General features: G+C 66.0%; 22 protein-coding genes and 1 pseudogene. 14 read left to right on the forward strand and 9 right to left on the reverse strand.

Going from position 1 to position 14,837, the window contains the following annotated elements:
* Positions 1-110 precede the first annotated feature (110 nt).
* A complete protein-coding gene (dksA, locus tag J2S32_RS09615) occupies positions 111-566 on the reverse strand; it encodes an RNA polymerase-binding protein DksA (RefSeq protein ID WP_253520548.1) in 456 nt (151 codons plus the stop codon).
* Between the two features lie 290 nt (positions 567-856).
* On the opposite strand from dksA, the gene J2S32_RS09620 reads away from it, so the two are divergent.
* Entirely contained in the window at positions 857-1,186 is a 330-nt protein-coding gene (locus tag J2S32_RS09620) for a hypothetical protein (RefSeq protein WP_253523040.1), read from the forward strand.
* Here J2S32_RS09620 and J2S32_RS09625 read toward each other — a convergent pair.
* From J2S32_RS09625 to J2S32_RS09645, 5 genes are read right to left on the reverse strand one after another with little or no spacing between them, the layout of a single operon-like run.
* On the reverse strand, positions 1,183-2,319 hold the full coding sequence (locus J2S32_RS09625) for a GNAT family N-acetyltransferase (protein ID WP_253520550.1): 1,137 nt from the start codon (positions 2,317-2,319) through the stop codon (positions 1,183-1,185). The genes J2S32_RS09620 and J2S32_RS09625 overlap by 4 nt on opposite strands.
* The gene (locus J2S32_RS09630; RefSeq protein ID WP_253520552.1) at positions 2,316-3,086 is read right to left on the reverse strand and encodes a glycerophosphodiester phosphodiesterase family protein; all 771 of its coding nucleotides are present in this window, start codon (positions 3,084-3,086) and stop codon (positions 2,316-2,318) included. Before J2S32_RS09630 ends, J2S32_RS09625 begins: the two co-directional genes overlap by 4 nt.
* Positions 3,061-3,516, reverse strand: coding sequence for a RidA family protein (locus tag J2S32_RS09635; protein WP_253520554.1), 456 nt, complete (start codon positions 3,514-3,516; stop codon positions 3,061-3,063). Before J2S32_RS09635 ends, J2S32_RS09630 begins: the two co-directional genes overlap by 26 nt.
* Positions 3,513-4,142, reverse strand: a complete 630-nt coding sequence (locus J2S32_RS09640; RefSeq protein ID WP_253520556.1) for an HAD family hydrolase — start codon at positions 4,140-4,142, stop codon at positions 3,513-3,515. The genes J2S32_RS09635 and J2S32_RS09640 overlap by 4 nt, the downstream gene beginning before the upstream one ends.
* Positions 4,139-4,372: a DUF3572 family protein gene (locus tag J2S32_RS09645; RefSeq protein ID WP_253520558.1), complete on the reverse strand. Its 234-nt coding sequence runs from the start codon at positions 4,370-4,372 to the stop codon at positions 4,139-4,141. The genes J2S32_RS09640 and J2S32_RS09645 overlap by 4 nt, the downstream gene beginning before the upstream one ends.
* 101 nt (positions 4,373-4,473) lie before the next feature.
* On the opposite strand from J2S32_RS09645, the gene J2S32_RS09650 reads away from it, so the two are divergent.
* Positions 4,474-4,842 (forward strand): response regulator, encoded by a 369-nt coding sequence (locus J2S32_RS09650; protein WP_253520560.1) that lies wholly within the window; start codon positions 4,474-4,476, stop codon positions 4,840-4,842.
* Here the strand turns inward: J2S32_RS09650 and J2S32_RS09655 are convergent.
* Positions 4,839-5,432 (reverse strand): Pycsar system effector family protein, encoded by a 594-nt coding sequence (locus J2S32_RS09655; RefSeq protein WP_253520562.1) that lies wholly within the window; start codon positions 5,430-5,432, stop codon positions 4,839-4,841. The two genes, J2S32_RS09650 and J2S32_RS09655, sit on opposite strands and share 4 nt — an antisense overlap.
* A 161-nt stretch (positions 5,433-5,593) precedes the next feature.
* Between J2S32_RS09655 and J2S32_RS09660 the strand changes: the two genes are divergently transcribed.
* From J2S32_RS09660 to J2S32_RS09670, 3 genes are read left to right on the forward strand one after another with little or no spacing between them, the layout of a single operon-like run.
* Entirely contained in the window at positions 5,594-5,836 is a 243-nt protein-coding gene (locus tag J2S32_RS09660) for an acyl carrier protein (protein WP_253520564.1), read from the forward strand.
* Positions 5,836-7,086, forward strand: coding sequence for a serine palmitoyltransferase (gene spt, locus J2S32_RS09665; RefSeq protein ID WP_253520566.1), 1,251 nt, complete (start codon positions 5,836-5,838; stop codon positions 7,084-7,086). Before J2S32_RS09660 ends, spt begins: the two co-directional genes overlap by 1 nt.
* A 53-nt stretch (positions 7,087-7,139) precedes the next feature.
* Positions 7,140-7,571, forward strand: a complete 432-nt coding sequence (locus J2S32_RS09670) for an OsmC family protein (RefSeq protein WP_253520568.1) — start codon at positions 7,140-7,142, stop codon at positions 7,569-7,571.
* Between the two features lie 12 nt (positions 7,572-7,583).
* Here the strand turns inward: J2S32_RS09670 and J2S32_RS09675 are convergent, their stop codons facing one another.
* A complete protein-coding gene (locus tag J2S32_RS09675) occupies positions 7,584-8,237 on the reverse strand; it encodes a YqaA family protein (protein WP_253520571.1) in 654 nt (217 codons plus the stop codon).
* A gap of 237 nt (positions 8,238-8,474) precedes the next feature.
* On the opposite strand from J2S32_RS09675, the gene J2S32_RS09680 reads away from it, so the two are divergent.
* Positions 8,475-8,984: a hypothetical protein gene (locus J2S32_RS09680; RefSeq protein ID WP_253520573.1), complete on the forward strand. Its 510-nt coding sequence runs from the start codon at positions 8,475-8,477 to the stop codon at positions 8,982-8,984.
* Positions 8,974-10,305, forward strand: a complete 1,332-nt coding sequence (locus tag J2S32_RS09685; RefSeq protein ID WP_437181936.1) for a DNA-packaging protein — start codon at positions 8,974-8,976, stop codon at positions 10,303-10,305. Before J2S32_RS09680 ends, J2S32_RS09685 begins: the two co-directional genes overlap by 11 nt.
* Positions 10,306-10,406: 101 nt before the next feature.
* On the opposite strand, the gene J2S32_RS09690 is transcribed toward J2S32_RS09685, so the two are convergent.
* Positions 10,407-10,706, reverse strand: a complete 300-nt coding sequence (locus J2S32_RS09690; protein ID WP_253520577.1) for a GIY-YIG nuclease family protein — start codon at positions 10,704-10,706, stop codon at positions 10,407-10,409.
* A 138-nt stretch (positions 10,707-10,844) separates the two neighbouring features.
* Here J2S32_RS09690 and J2S32_RS09695 point away from each other — a divergent pair, with 138 nt between their 5' ends.
* The 7 genes and pseudogenes from J2S32_RS09695 (at position 10,845) to gp17 (ending at position 14,834) form a co-directional block, all read left to right on the forward strand.
* On the forward strand, positions 10,845-12,002 hold the full coding sequence (locus J2S32_RS09695; protein ID WP_253520579.1) for a phage portal protein: 1,158 nt from the start codon (positions 10,845-10,847) through the stop codon (positions 12,000-12,002).
* Entirely contained in the window at positions 11,999-12,307 is a 309-nt protein-coding gene (locus J2S32_RS09700) for a DUF6127 family protein (RefSeq protein ID WP_253520581.1), read from the forward strand. Before J2S32_RS09695 ends, J2S32_RS09700 begins: the two co-directional genes overlap by 4 nt.
* Positions 12,308-12,309: 2 nt before the next feature.
* Complete coding sequence (locus tag J2S32_RS09705) at positions 12,310-12,699, forward strand: HK97 family phage prohead protease (protein ID WP_253523042.1); 390 nt, start codon at positions 12,310-12,312, stop codon at positions 12,697-12,699.
* A gap of 79 nt (positions 12,700-12,778) precedes the next feature.
* Positions 12,779-13,913: pseudogene (locus J2S32_RS09710) on the forward strand (phage major capsid protein).
* Positions 13,914-13,998: 85 nt separating this feature from the next.
* Entirely contained in the window at positions 13,999-14,289 is a 291-nt protein-coding gene (locus J2S32_RS09715; protein WP_253520583.1) for a head-tail connector protein, read from the forward strand.
* The gene (locus J2S32_RS09720) at positions 14,286-14,441 is read left to right on the forward strand and encodes a hypothetical protein (protein ID WP_253520586.1); all 156 of its coding nucleotides are present in this window, start codon (positions 14,286-14,288) and stop codon (positions 14,439-14,441) included. Before J2S32_RS09715 ends, J2S32_RS09720 begins: the two co-directional genes overlap by 4 nt.
* Positions 14,442-14,834, forward strand: a complete 393-nt coding sequence (gp17, locus tag J2S32_RS09725; RefSeq protein WP_253520588.1) for a tail completion protein gp17 — start codon at positions 14,442-14,444, stop codon at positions 14,832-14,834.
* Positions 14,835-14,837: the final 3 nt, after the last annotated feature.

Below are 14,837 nucleotides of genomic sequence, written 5' to 3' on the forward strand. Positions count from 1 at the left end.
GTTTATCGTATCCCTACATGCGTTGCTCGGGCCCAGGGCCCGGACGATTGCTGGACCGATACTACACTAGCGACGATACATAAACATTCGGTTATCTCGTGCCTAGTCGTCTAGTCGTCGCGGGAGATCTTCTCGCGGCGCTCGTGCGCTTCCTGGGCTTCGACGGTCATGGTGGCGACGGGACGGGCAATCAGCCGCTTGAGACCGATCGGATCGCCGGTCACTTCGCACCAGCCATATTCGCCCTGCTCGATACGGCGCAGCGCGGAATCGATCTTCGAGATCAGCTTGCGCTGCCGGTCACGCGTCCGCAGCTCAATCCCCCAATCGGTTTCGGAGGAGGCGCGATCGTTCAGGTCGGGTTCGCGAATCGGGCCATCCTGCAGCGACTGCAGCGTCTGCCCGGCGGCGTCATGGATCGACTTCTTCCAGTCGAGCAGCAGCATGCGGAAGTAATCCTGCTGCCGCTGGTTCATATATTCTTCGTTTTCATCGGGAACGTAGGAGTCGCCAAGCGCAGCGCGCGCTTCGGCGAGTTTTTTCTTTTCGTTTGCCACGGAGGCCATTGAGGACCCTCTCACCACAGTCGAATACTGACGTCAGGCCATCGTCGTCCTGTCGGCCCGAAGTTTTCCGGTGCCCCCGATGACCCGTTGGGCGCGGCCTATAGGCAAGCGCTACCGGAGGCACAAGCGCCAATCCGACGAGCCGTTGAATTGCCCTCCGGACATGGCCGATGCGGGTTTATTCGGGGAGGGGTTAAGAAATCGGACGGGTCATTAACCGTTTATTGACCATGATTTGAGCAATTCTTGATCGTCCGGTGCACCAACCGGTTCTTTTTGGGGGAATGACAATGCAACTTACCAGTATCGAAGGAGGCAGCGGGACGATTGTCCAGGGCGAAGAAGCTGCGGCGCTGGTCGCCGAATGCCTCGCGCAATTCGAACAGGGCAGCACTGCCGCGCTGTACGATCTGGGCGTCGCCTTCTCGACCGGCAGCCACGGCACGGCCTGCGACCTGATCGAAGCCCACAAATGGTTCAACATCGCCGCATCGAAGGGGCACGAGGAAGCCAGCTGGTGCCGCGCCGACATTTCCGAGGAAATGACCGCCCGCGAGATCGCCGAAGCCCAGCGCCGCGCCCGCGAATGGCTCGCCGAAGGCCGCCGCCGGGCCGCCTAGGTTTTCCGGAACGGCGTCCGAGTCGCCAGATAATTGCGATCGGCCGCCACGCCCGCACGCTCGCGTTCGAGGAAGTCGGCAATCGCGGCGCGAAACCCCGGGTCGGCAATCCAGTGCGCCGAAACCGTCTCGACCGGTCGATATCCGCGGGCCAGCTTGTGCCCGCCTTGCGCCCCGGCCTCGACCCGCGCGAGGCCAAGTTCGATCGCTGCATCGATCGCCTGATAATAGCACAGCTCGAAATGCAGGAAGCGCACCTCGCGCGTACAGCCCCAATAGCGGCCGTACAGCGCCTCCCCGCCGATGAAATTGAGCGCGCCGGCGATCGGCTCGCCATCCTGTAACGCCAGCACGAGCAGTACCCGCTCGCCCATCCGCTCGCTGATCAGGTCGAAGGCCGCGCGGGTCAGATAGGGTGTACCCCATTTGCGTGCGCCGGTATCCTGATAGAATTCCCAGAAGGCGTCCCAGTGTTCCGCGCGGATATCCGCGCCGCGCAAGCGCTGGATATCGACCTCCGCCTGCGCCGCTGCACGTTCCTTGCGCAGATCCTTGCGCTTGCGCGAAGCAAGCGTCGCGAGGAAATCGTCGAAACTGGCGAAATCGTGATTGTGCCAGTGGAACTGGAGGTCTGCGCGCAGCATCCATCCGGCTTCTTCGAACACCGGCTGCTGGCCGGGTTCGATAAAGGTTGCATGCGCTGATGAAAAACCGTTCTGCAGGCACAATTGCTCGGCTGCGGCCAGGAGCGGCGCGGCATAGGCCGGGTCCGACAGCAGCAGGCGCGGCCCCGTCGCAGGGGTGAACGGCGCGGCGATCTGCAGCTTGGGGTAATAGCTGCCCCCGGCCCGCTCGAACGCATCGGCCCAATTATGGTCGAAGACATATTCGCCCTGGCTGTGGCCCTTGAGATAGGCGGGCATGGCGGCGACCAGCGGCCCGCCGTCCTCGCTGATGACCAGCGGGGTCGGCTGCCAGCCGGTGCCCGGCCCGACGCTGCCCGAATCTTCCAGCGCGGTGAGGAATTCGTGACTGACGAAGGGATTGTCCGCCCCCGCGAGCGCGTTCCACTGGTCGCTGTCGAAGGCGCCGACCGATCCGCCGACCCGCGCGGCGAGACCGCCATCGCTCATACGACGCCCGCCCCTTCGGCGATCGGGGCATCGGCATGGCTGCGGGCATGCGCGAGCAGTTCGGGCGTGTTCACCGTCCAGGTGAGCACCGGCATGCCGCCCGCGCGCAAGGAGGAAACCATCGGACTGGGCAAAGCCGCGACATGATAGGCGATGAATTCGGGCCGCGCGACCCACAGTGCCAGATGCCGCTGCCACGCCTGCTGGGTCATACCGTGGGCATCTTCGCGCATGACCAGCCCGCGCACGATATCCGGCGCGTGGCGGCGGAACCAGCGCGCCACCCGCGGATCGAAGCTCATCACGGCATGCCGGCCCGCGTAGCCCACCAGCGCGTCGCGCACCGCGATACAGCTTTGCTCGACATCGTAGCGGCGGCGCGACTTGATCTCGATCAGCAGCGGGACCGCGCCGTCGACGAGCGCCAGCAAATCGTCCAGTCGCGCGAGTCGGTGTTCGCTGTCGAGAAACGCGATCTGCGCCAGTTCCTCGGCGGAATAGCCGGCGGTCGGCCCGGCCACCCCGGTCAACCGCTCGAGCTCCCAATCGTGCACCAGCATCGCCGCGTGATCACGGCTGCGCTGGATATCGCATTCGATCCCCATGCCCCGGTCGATCGCCCCGGAAAAGGCGGCGAGCGAGTTTTCGGGGACGCCCTCGCGGTGCAATCCGCGGTGCGCAAAGGTCCAGTCGCGCAGCCAGCCGACCCGCGCGGGATCGGGAGCAGCTACGAAGAAACGATCAAGCCTTGAGAGCAACGATCGCATCGACCTCGACCGCGGCGTTGAGCGGCAGGACCGGGACACCCACCGCGCTGCGCGCGTGCTTGCCGGCATCGCCGAAGACTTCGGCCATCAGATCCGAGGCACCATTGGCGACCTTGGGCTGGTCGGTGAAATCGGGGGTCGAGGCGACGAAACCGCCAAGCTTGACCATATGCGCGACCCGCTCGAGCAGCCCTGCCGCTTCGAGCTGCGCCAGGATCATCAAGCCGCAGGCGCGGGCTGCTTCCTGGCCCTGTTCGAGCGTGACGGTTTCGCCCAGCTTGCCGGTGACCAGCTTGCCATCAACAAAGGGCAATTGCCCCGAAACATAGGCGGTGTGGCCATCGACCACGACTGGCTGATAACTGGCGACGGGCGCAGCGGCATGGGGAAGCTGCAGCCCGAGCTCGCGGAGGCGTGTGTGAATGCTCATGCGGTTTCCTTCTCGATTTCGTCCAGCAGCCAGGGCAGCGCTGCATCCCAGCTGTCGATCCGCGCATCGGCGTGGCCCGACGTGTGCGCGCAGTCGATATGCGGAGCGAGCAGCGGTTCGCCGCACAGATGCAGCGTGGTGATGCTCCCCACCGTCTCTCGCGCAGAGCGATGGTGCTGCGCAAGGTCGTCGATGAAGATCGCCTTGGAGGGATTGTATTCGTCGAGGATCGCCTGCAGCGCCGGACCCTTGGGCCCCTGATTGGTGAAAACGCGCGCGTCCAACCCGTGATCGAGCAATTGCGCCCGGCGCATTTCCTGCCGCTTGTCGACGAGATTGGTGAGGATCACCACATCGGCGTTCTCGCGCAGCGCACCCAGCCCCTCGATCGCGCCGGGTATCGGCGTCTGGCGGTGCATTTCGGTATCGAAGAACCCGCCCAGCTTCTGCCAGATCTCTTCCGGAGCGAGGAACTCCCCGCTCTCCTGCCAGCGCAGCGCCTTGGCAAAATCATTGCCTTCCATGCGGAATTCGACGCCCTGCGTTTCGGCCAGCCAGTCACGGAAGGGCGAGACCATGTACAACAGCACTTCGTCGCAATCGGAGATGATCAGCGGACGGCTCATGCGTTCAACTCCCGCGCGGCGGCGACCAGCGTTTCGGGTGTAGTCCCCAGCGCGTCCGCGGCAAGGACCAGGTCGGGTTCGTGATTGGCGAGAAAATCGAGCACTGCTGCCTGAACGCCGCGGTCGCTCAACCCGTTCCGCAAGTGGTCGGGCGTGAGGCCGGTCAGCGACAGCAGCCGCTCCGCACGCTTGTCGTCGGCCAGCGCCCAGCCGAGCGCTTCGAGGGCCAATACCTCGGGTGCCCGCGCATCATTGCCTTTTGGTTCGCGAATAATTGTCAGCGCTCCCGCTTTTGCATAAGGCCACGCGCATTGCATGGAGGTCAGGCCAAGTGGCAAAGAGAATCCTCGTTGTCGAGGACAACGATCTCAATCGTAAGCTGTTCTGTGACGTGTTGAAGGCCAACGGCTACGAGGTGGTGCCCGTGTCCGATGGACAGAACGTGCTCGCCACCGCCAAGCGCTTCGGGCCCGATCTGGTGATCATGGACATCCAGCTACCCAATATCAGCGGGATCGACCTGATCGCGCAGCTCAAGCGGGAAAGCACGCTCGCTGAAGTGCCGGTGCTCGCGGTGACAGCCTATGCCGGCAAGGGTGACGAGGAGCGGATCCGCGACGCGGGCGCGGCGGACTATCTCGCCAAGCCGGTGTCGATCGGCCCCTTCATGACCGCTGTCCGCGCGCTGCTGCCCGACTAGCTGATCGCCATTTCGATACCGAACACCGCCAGCGTCACGAACAGTCCGGTCATGAACACCTTGTAGGCCAGCGCGAGGAAGCGGTATTTCTTCCCCGCCAGCACCTGGCCGTTCTGGTACATGTCATGCGCCATCGTCTCGAACACGGTGCGGTCGGTTTCGAGCCGGGCGAGCAATTCCTCGGTCCATTCATCCTCGTCCATCCAGGTGTAGTGGCCGAAGAAGATCAGATTGCGGTTCTTCACGGGACCATCGGGCCGCCCGACCTTGGGCAGCACCGCCATCACCGCGCACAGCGAACTGGCAAAGCTGAAGCTGGCCAGGATCATCAGCGAGACCGGCATCTCCCCGGTCAGCGCGCGGCTCACCGAAAGCGAGAAGACGAGGAAGGTCGCGCCGAGCAGGATCGAGGCCTTCTGGTCGGCCATTTGCGACAGCTTGAGCGTGCTCATCTGCGCGGTGCGCATCAGGTGGATCGCATGGTTGGAATAGGTCGTCTCGCGCTTCGCCCGGACCGAATCCGGCGGGCGGCCATCTTCCACGGCGGGACCTTCCGCCGGTGCCGGTTTTGCGCTTGCTGTATCGCTCATCCGTTTTCCCCTGTTCGAACAGACGATTGCGACTTTTTCCCAAGCTTGCCATTGCGGCCTGCGCTTGACAAGGACCGCCACAAGCCGCTTTGCCCGCGGCAATCATTCGCGCGCTGCCCTGGTAGCGGGTGCGCGCACCACAAGGATTGGAAACCCCCGCCATGGACCGAGCCACAGTCGACGCCAAGATCCGCGAACTGGCCGAACCCTTCAACAAGAAGGGTGTGGAGATTACCGAAGCGACCACTTTCGCCACCGATCTGGAATTCGACAGCCTGACCGTGATGGATTTCGTCGCCGCCATTGAGGACGAGTTCGACATCATCATCTCGATGAACCAGCAGGCCGAGATCGAGACCTACGGCCAGCTGGTCGATACCGTCACCCGGTTGCAGGCCGACTGATGAGCGAGGGCATTTCGCAACCCGACAAGCCGCAGGCGCTCGAGGGAGAGGGCAAGGACCTCTTCTCCAAGTTCGACGACATCATCGCGCTGCGCGAGGGGCTGTTGGCGGCCGGACAGGAAGATCCGTTCAACCTGGTGATGGAGAAGGTGCTCTCGCCGACTCGCGCGATCTGCAACGGGCGCGAGACGATTCTGCTCGGCACGTACAACTACATGGGCATGACCTTCGACCCGGACGTGGTCGAGGCGGGCAAGCAGGCGCTCGCCGATTTCGGCAGCGGGACCACCGGCAGCCGCGTTCTGAATGGGACGTACCAAGGTCACAAGGAAGTCGAGCAAGCGCTCATGGACTTCTATGCCATGGATCACGCGATGGTCTTCTCGACCGGCTACCAGGCCAATCTCGGGATCATCTCGACGATCGCCGGCAAGGGCGATTACATCATCCTCGACATCGACAGCCACGCCAGCATCTGGGACGGCTGCGCGATGGGCAATGCCGAAGTGGTGCCGTTCAAGCACAACGATATCGAGGCGATGGAAAAGCGCCTGCGCCGCGTTCCCGAAGGCGCGGGCAAGCTGGTGGTGCTGGAAGGCGTCTATTCGATGCTTGGCGATATCGCCCCGCTCAAGGAAATGGTCGCGGTCGCCAAGAAGTACGGCGCCATGGTGCTGGTCGACGAGGCGCATTCGATGGGCTTCATCGGCGAGAACGGGCGCGGCGTGGTCGAACAGGCGGGCGTGCTCGACGATGTCGATTTCGTCATCGGCACGTTTTCCAAGAGCGTCGGCACGGTGGGCGGCTTCTGCGTTTCCAACCACCCCAAGTTCGAAATCATGCGGCTGGTCTGCCGGCCCTATGTCTTCACCGCTTCGCTCCCGCCGAGCGTGGTGGCGACCGCCTGCGTCTCGATCCGCAAGCTGATGCACGGATCGAACAAACGCGCGCATCTGTGGGAAAACTCCAAGACGCTGCACAAGGGGCTCAAGGATCTCGGTTTCCAACTCGGCACCGAGGAACCGCAAAGCGCGATCATCGCGGTGATCATGCCCGACCTCGAAAAGGGCGCGGCGATGTGGGAGGCGCTGATCAAGGGCGGTCTCTATGTCAATCTCGCCCGTCCCCCCGCAACCCCGGCGAACATGACCCTGCTGCGCTGCTCGCTGTGTGCCGAGCATAGCGAAGCCGAGGTCAGCGAGATCCTCTCGATCTTCGAAGCCGCGGGCAAGCAGGTCGGGATCATCTGATCCGGAACGAACTGACCCGATGAGGCGTCCCATGGTGGAAAGGAGATTCCACCATGAAGACGACCAATTCAGGCAGCGCGCGCTACGAGGGGCTGGGCAAGGACGGCAAGGGGCATGTCAGCACGCAATCGGGCGCGCTGAAGGACCAGCCCTATGGCTTCCAGACCCGGTTCGAGGATGCGGCGGGTACCAATCCCGAAGAGCTGATCGCGGCGGCGCATGCCAGCTGCTTTACCATGGCGCTGTCGTTCAAGCTGGCCGAGGCCGGCCATACTGACGGTTCGGTCGAAACCGAGGCCAAGGTGACGCTGGAAAAGGGCGATGATGGTTTCGCCGTCACCCGCTCCGCCCTGTCGACCAAGGCCAAGGTCCCCGGGCTCGACCAGGCGAAATTCGAGGAACTGGCGGCCGATGCCAAGGCCAACTGCCCGATCTCGAAGCTGCTCAAGGCAGACATTACGCTGGAAACCGCCTTCGAAGGCTGACCGGTAGAGTGCTCAGGCGGCCGGGACCACCTCGGTCGCCTGCGTGCACGGCCCGCCGTCTTCGCCTTCGCTGCCACCCAGCTGCGTCAGCGCGATGACCCCGCCGACCACCAGCAGCACGAAAACCGTCGTGACCGTGCCGAGATATTCGTCGATCACGCGCTTGATCGGCGCGCCGAACACGCGGAACAGAATGCCTACGGTCATGAAAATCAGCGCGCGGGCGAACAGGCTGGCGAGCACGAAGGTGACGAGGTTCATGCCGATGAAGCCGGCAGTGATCGTCAACAGCTTGAACGGTACGGGCGTCGCGCCCGCAATCAGGATCGCTTCGAAATCATATTCGCGCAAATGGCAGGCGGCGATCGGGAACGCCTCGGTCAGCCCCAGCGCGCCGATCAGCCAGACGCCCACCGTGTCGTACAGCCCCCAGCCGATCGCATAGCCGAGCAGCGCGCCCGCGACCGATGCCAGCGTGCAGACCAGCGCGAACTTCACCGCCTTTTTCGGTTCAGCGAGGCACATCAGCCCGAGCAGCGGGTGCGGCGGGATCGGGAAAAAGGACGATTCGACGAAGCTGAACAGCGCCAGCCACCACACCGCATGCGGGTGCGAGGCCTTGGCCATGGTCCAATTGTACAACCCGCGCAGCGGTTTCATGATCATGGTATTGGGGGAATCCCTGGCATCGCGTGATGCGGCGGGATTAGGCGAGCCCCGCAGCGTAGGCAAGCGCGACCGAATAACCTATTTGGTTATTTTCTATTGACATCGTCACGCTGTTTGGGTACATATAAGGAACATCGCGATAGTGTGATTCACCGGCCAGCGGGCCGGAACGGGGCGGCCTTCGACGGGCCGCCCCTTGTCGTTTTGCGCTGCGCCCAATCGGAGGAACTCATCATGCCGAAGGCGGCCAAGGCCCGCACCAAGCGGACCAAGATCGCCGCCGCCTATCGGCGCGGCGAAAAGGGCAAGCTCGACCGCCACTGGCGCGGTTTCTTTCTCGACCATCTGGCCGAGACGTCCAATGTGACCGCCGCCGCGCATTTTGCCGGGGTGAACCCCGCCCGCGCCTACAAGGTGCGTCGCGAGGATGCTGCATTCGCGCGCAAATGGTATGCCGCGCTGCTCGAAGGATATGAGCATCTCGAACTCGAAACGCTGCAGCGCCTGCGCGAGGGCGTGCCTGCCGACGGGCCCAAATTCGACATCGCCAATGCGCTGCGCCTGCTGACGCTGCACCGCGAGACGGTGGCGCGCGAGCGGACCCAGCTCGAAAATTCGGACGAGGCCAGCGTGCTCGCCTCGCTCAACGCCAAGCTGGAGGCCATGCGCCAGAACGAAATGGCGTTGCAGGCGGCGCTGGCCGAGGACGAAACCGATCCGGTTGATCCTGCCGATGCTGGGTGACGGGTTCCTCGACTGGCTGCGCAAACAGGACGACCGGACCAAGACCGGGCTGATCGCGCAGCTGGAGGAGCGCGAACGTGCGCTGATCCGGCACGACTGGCCGCTCTGGCGGCGCGAGGCGCAGTCCCCGCCGCGCGGCGCCTGGAATTGCTGGGTGATCTGCGCCGGGCGCGGCTTCGGCAAGACCCGCACCGGGGCCGAATGGGTGCGCGAATCCGCCATCCTCGATCCCGATGCGCGGATCGCGCTGGTTGCCGCCTCGCTTGGCGAAGCGCGCAGCGTGATGGTTGAAGGCGAAAGCGGGGTGCTGGCGATCTGTCCGCCGAACTACCGGCCGTTCTACGAGCCCTCGCTCAAGCGGCTGACCTGGCCGAACGGGGCGATGGCCTTTCTCTATTCGGCCGCCGAGCCCGAAAGCCTGCGCGGCCCGCAGCACAGCCATGCCTGGTGCGACGAGATCGGCAAATGGCCGGGGGTATCGGGCAAGGCCGAAGCGGCATGGGACAATCTGGCGATGGGGCTGCGGCTGGGGCTGCACCCCAAGGTGGTCGCCACCACCACCCCGCGCGCCACCGCTCTGGTACGGCGGCTGGTGGGCGAGGAAACCCGCGGGTTGGCGCATATCAGCCGCGGGACGACCTATGAAAACGCCGCCAATCTGCCGCCGCGTTTCGTCGCCACGATCCGTGAGCGATATGGCCAAACCGCGCTCGGGCGGCAGGAGCTCGATGGCGTGCTACTCGAGGAGATCGAGGGCGCGCTGTGGACGCGGTCGCTGCTGGAGAGCTGCCGGCACGAAGGGTCGACCGATCCGCTTCGCCGTGTGGTGGTCGGGGTCGATCCGCCCGCCAGCGACCGCGGCGACGAATGCGGCATTGTGGTCTGCGCACTTGGCGCAAGCGGCATCGCGCAAGTGCTGGCGGATTGCTCGGTCGCGAAGGCCAGCCCCGAACGCTGGGCGCGCGCGGTGGCCGAAGCCGCACGCGGTTGGAATGCCGACCGCGTGGTGGCCGAGGCCAACCAGGGCGGCCAGATGGTCGCCAGCGTGCTGCGCGCCGCCGATATCGCGCTACCGCTCAAGCTGGTCCACGCCTCCAGAGGCAAAGTTGCGCGCGCCGAACCCGTCGCCGCGCTCTACGAAGCGGGCCGCGTGCGCCATGCCGGGATGTTCGCGGAGCTCGAGGACCAGCTCTGCGGGTTGGTTGCCGGTGGACCGTACGAAGGACCCGGCAGGTCGCCTGACCGCGCCTATGCGCTGGTGTGGGCGCTGAGCGAATTGATGCTGGGTCGGCGTCAGGAGCCGCGGGTTTGGCAGATATGAGAAGCAGCACTCGCCCGGATCAAGTCCGGGCCGACGAGTGACGGGATGGGTACCCCCTCGCCGTCGCCCCGGACCTGACCCGGGGCTGGTGCTTCTCATCGTCAAAGAATGACGTCGTAGAGGTCGTCCCAACACGGATTCGCCTTTTCGATCAGGGCGAATTTCCATTCCCGGCGCCAGCGCTTCAGGCGCTTTTCATGCGCGATGCAGTCATCGATCGTGTCGCCGCGTTCGGCCCAGACCAGACGCGTCAGACCGCGCCGCGAGCAATAATCGGAACCTGTTCCTTCACGGTGCTGGGTGACGCGCGCGGCGAGTGAACTCGTCACGCCGACATAGAGTGCGCCGCGATAGCGGTTGGCCATGATGTAAACCCAGCCGCCAAGTCTTCCGCGATCCATGTAGCCATTCAAGAAGGCAGCACCGGCCCGGGTCAAGCCCGGGCCGACGAATAGAAGAACAGGTTCCTGAGTTGCCGTCGCCCCGGACCCGGATCCGGGGCTGGTGCTCGACTTAAAAAACCTAATCCGGAGACTTCCATGTCCTTCCTCACCAGTCTCGTCTCCGCCTTCAAGGGTGGGGGCGGATCGCGCGTGCCTGTTGCGCGCGGCTTCGTCAGCCCCTGGGCGTCCAGCTTCGACGGCGGGCCGCTGCAGCGCGCGCCCTTCGATTACAATCGCGAGGTGGCCGAGGCCTATCTTGCCAATCCGGTCGCGCAGCGATCCGTGCGGATCGTCGCCGAGGGGGTCGGCAGTGCGCCGGTCGCCTGCGATGATGCGCGGCTGGCGAAACTGCTTGCCAAATCCTGCGGGTCGCAGCCGCTGCTCGAAGTGCTCGCCGCGCAGCTGGCGCTGCATGGCAATGCCTATGTCCAGCTGATCCGCGATGGCGCGGGCGTGCCGGTCGAGCTGTATCCGCTACGGCCCGAACGCGTGCAGGTGGTCGCGGGCGAGGATGGCTGGCCGACCGCCTATCGCTATGTGCTCGCCGATCGCACGCTGACGATCGCGCTGGAGGACGAGCACGGCTGGCCCAACATCATCCACCTGCGCGGCTTCCACCCGACCGACGACCATTATGGCGCGGGCTGTCTGGCCGCTGCCGCCCCCGCGGTGGCGGTGCACAATGCGGCGAGCGAATGGAACCGCGCGCTGCTCGCCAATGCGGCGCGGCCCAGCGGCGCGCTGGTCTATGCCGGCGAGGACGGCGGCGCGCTGAGCGCCGAACAGTTCGAGCGGCTCAAGGCCGAATTGCAGGCGGCCTTCCAGGGGCATGGCAATGCGGGGCGGCCGATGCTGCTCGAGGGCGGGCTCGACTGGAAGGCGATGAGCCTCAGCCCCGCCGATATGGATTTCGCCACGCTGAAGGCGGCGGCCGCGCGCGACATCGCGCTGGCCTTTGGCGTACCGCCGATGCTGCTCGGCCTGCCGGGCGACAACACCTATGCCAATTACCGCGAGGCCAATCGCGCGCTGTGGCGCCTCACGCTGCTGCCGCTGGCGGGCAAGATCCTGGCCGGGCTGCACGCCGGGCTGACCGACTGGTTCGCCGAGGCACCGCAGATCGATGTCGACCGCGTCCCCGCGCTGGCCGAGGACCGCGAGAAGCTGTGGGCGCAGGTCAGCAGCGCCGATTTCCTGAGCGACGCGGAGAAACGCGCAATGCTCGGCCTGTCCCCAATGGAGATGTCCGCATGACCAGGGAAGACATGCTCGCGCGGCTGATCGCGCAGGCCCGCACCGAGGGGGGCGAGCTGATCACCCTGCGCGCGGTGGTCGAGGAAGCGAGCGAGCTGGGCGCGAGCCGCGTGCTCGACCGGCTCGGCCTCGCCGACCCCAGCGCGCAGGACGACCTGGACGAATTGCGCGAACTGCTCTCGGCCTGGCGCGATGCCAAGGCGAGCGCGTGGAAGGCGGCCATCGAGTGGCTGGTGCGCGGGGTGCTCGCGCTGCTGCTGGTCGGCATCGCGGTCCGGCTTGGCGCCGCGGACATGCTCTCGTGAGCCTGCGCATCGCGGGCTATGCCGCGCTGTTCGACCTACCCGATGGCGCGCGCGACACGATCCGCCGCGGTGCCTTCACGCGCACCCTCGATGAGCGCGATGACCCCTACCCGCTCTATTGGCAGCACCGCAGCGACCAGCGCATCGGCTGGGTCGAGACCGCGGCAGAGGATGCGCGCGGACTGCGGATCATCGCCCGGATCGACCAGCCGCAGGGCCGCGCCGCCACGCTGCTGCGAACGCATGCGGTGAGCGGACTCAGCTTCGGGTACCGTGCGCGCCGCTTTCGCCAGACGCCGGGTGGCCGCGAGCTGGCCGAGATCGACCTGTTCGAAGTCAGCGTGGTCACGCACCCGCTGCAGCCGCAGGCGAGGATCCACCTCACCGCCTGACCAGCCCCGACGCTCAAGCCCACACCCCTCGCCGCCTTCCGGGCGGCTTTTTTGTGCCCTGAAGAAAGAGGACCCTTCTATGGAAACGACCACCCCCACCGATCCCGCCGAAGCCAGCTTCGATATCGTCGCGCGACAGGACAAGACCGAGGCCGAGGTCGCCTCGGTGCGCAGCGATGTCGACGAGGTGAAAGCGCGCGTCGACAAGATCGGCCGCGCCGCGGCGCGCCCGGCGATCGGCTCCACCGATGAGCCCGCACCCGAGGTGAAAGGCTTTGTCGATGGCTATCTGCGGCGCGGAGCGACCACCGAGATCAAATCGCTCACGACCGGCGTCCCCGCCGACGGCGGCTATGCCGTGCCGCGCCAGATCGACGCAGCGATCGCCCGCGAACTGACCGCGATCAGCCCGATCCGCGCCATTGCGCAGGTCGTGCAGACGGGCAGCGCGCTATCGCAAGCTGGTGACCACCGGCGGCACCGCCAGCGGCTGGGTCAGCGAAACCGCCGCACGGCCCGAAACCGACACGCCCGAATTCGTCGAGATCGCGCCGCCGACGGGCGAACTCTATGCCAACCCGGCGGCCAGCCAGGCGATGCTCGACGATGCCGGCTTCGACCTCGAGAACTGGCTCGCCAGCGAAATCGCGCTGGAATTCGCCCGCGCCGAGGGGGCCGCCTTCATCGGCGGTTCGGGCACCAACCAGCCCCGGGGCTTCCTTGCCGCCCCCACCGCGACCACGGCGGATGGTGCGCGTGCCTTCGGGACGCTGCAATATCTGGGCTCGGGCGCACCCGACGGGCTGGGCAGCGCGGCGGATACGCGGCTGATCGACCTGGTCCATACGCTCAAGGCGGGCCACCGGCAGGGGGCGAGCTTCGTGATGAATTCGGCGACGCTGGCCGAAGTGCGCAAGCTCAAGACCTCCGACGGCGCCTTCGTCTGGCAGCCGGGGCTGGCCGCGGGCCAGCCCGACCGCCTGCTCGGCTATCCGGTGGTCGAGGCCGAAGACATGCCCGACATCGGCGCGGGCACTTTCCCGATCGCCTTCGGCAATTTCCGCCACGGCTATCTGATCGCCGAACGCAGCGCGACGCAGGTGCTGCGCGATCCCTTCACCAACAAGCCCTTCGTCCACTTCTACGCCACCAAGCGCGTCGGCGGCCAGGTGCTCGATGGCAATGCGATCAAGCTGCTGAAGATCGAAGACTAGCAGCTGGCAGGCGGGGCTTCCCCCTGGCCCCGCCTGCCTTTCGTTTCCCCCAAGGCTTCCGCCCGACGCCAGAGAAGGACCCCCCATGCCGACAGACCCGTCCGGCCAGCCGCTGGCCGAGCTCAAGCAGTGGCTGGCGATCAGCACCGCGGGCGAGGATGCGCTGCTGCTCCGCCTGCTCGAAAGCGCGTGGCAAGTGTGCATCCAGTTCACCGGCAGCGAGGCGGCGGATTGGGCCGAGCTCGACCCCGCGCTGCGCCATGGCATCGTGCGCTTCGCCGCGCATCAATATCGCGAGCGGGACGAAGGCCCTGCAGAGCGGTTGCCAAGCGCGATCGCCGCGCTGTGGCGCCCCTATCGCATGGTGCGGCTGTGAGCTTCGCCGCGCTGGCGCAGCGCCTGACCGAACGCGCCGCCCTGCTCGCCGCGGCCCACGCCGAAGCGCGTCTCCATGCCCGCCGCGGCATTGGCGGCCAATGGCACCGCGCGCATCTGCTGTGGCCGCTGTTCGGCCGGGGAGAGCGCTAGATGGAAATCGCCTTTCGCGCCGCGCTCGTCGCCTGGCTCCGCGCCGATCCCCTCCTTGCCGACATGCTCAATTCGATCGAGGAGGACGGCCCGGTCGCCGCCAGCCCGCCGCATCTCGCGCTGGTCGCCAGCGCCACCACCGACTGGTCGACCAAGACCGCGCGGGGCCGCGAAATCCGCCTCGCGCTCGAGCTGGTCGGACGCAGCGACGATCCCGCGCAGACCGCGGCCCTCGCGCTGCGGGTAGAACAGCGCATCGCCACGCTCGCCCCGCAGCAGGGGGGGTACCGGATCGTCGTCACCCAGTTCCTGCGCAGCCGCGTCGAACGCCGCCGCCGCGCCTTGCGCGCGGTGCTGCTCGAATATCGCTTCTCGCTTCTCGAAACGGAGTAACCC

The sequence above is a fragment of the Qipengyuania citrea genome (genome assembly GCF_024171405.1).
Taxonomy (GTDB): Bacteria; Pseudomonadota; Alphaproteobacteria; order Sphingomonadales; family Sphingomonadaceae; genus Qipengyuania; species Qipengyuania profunda.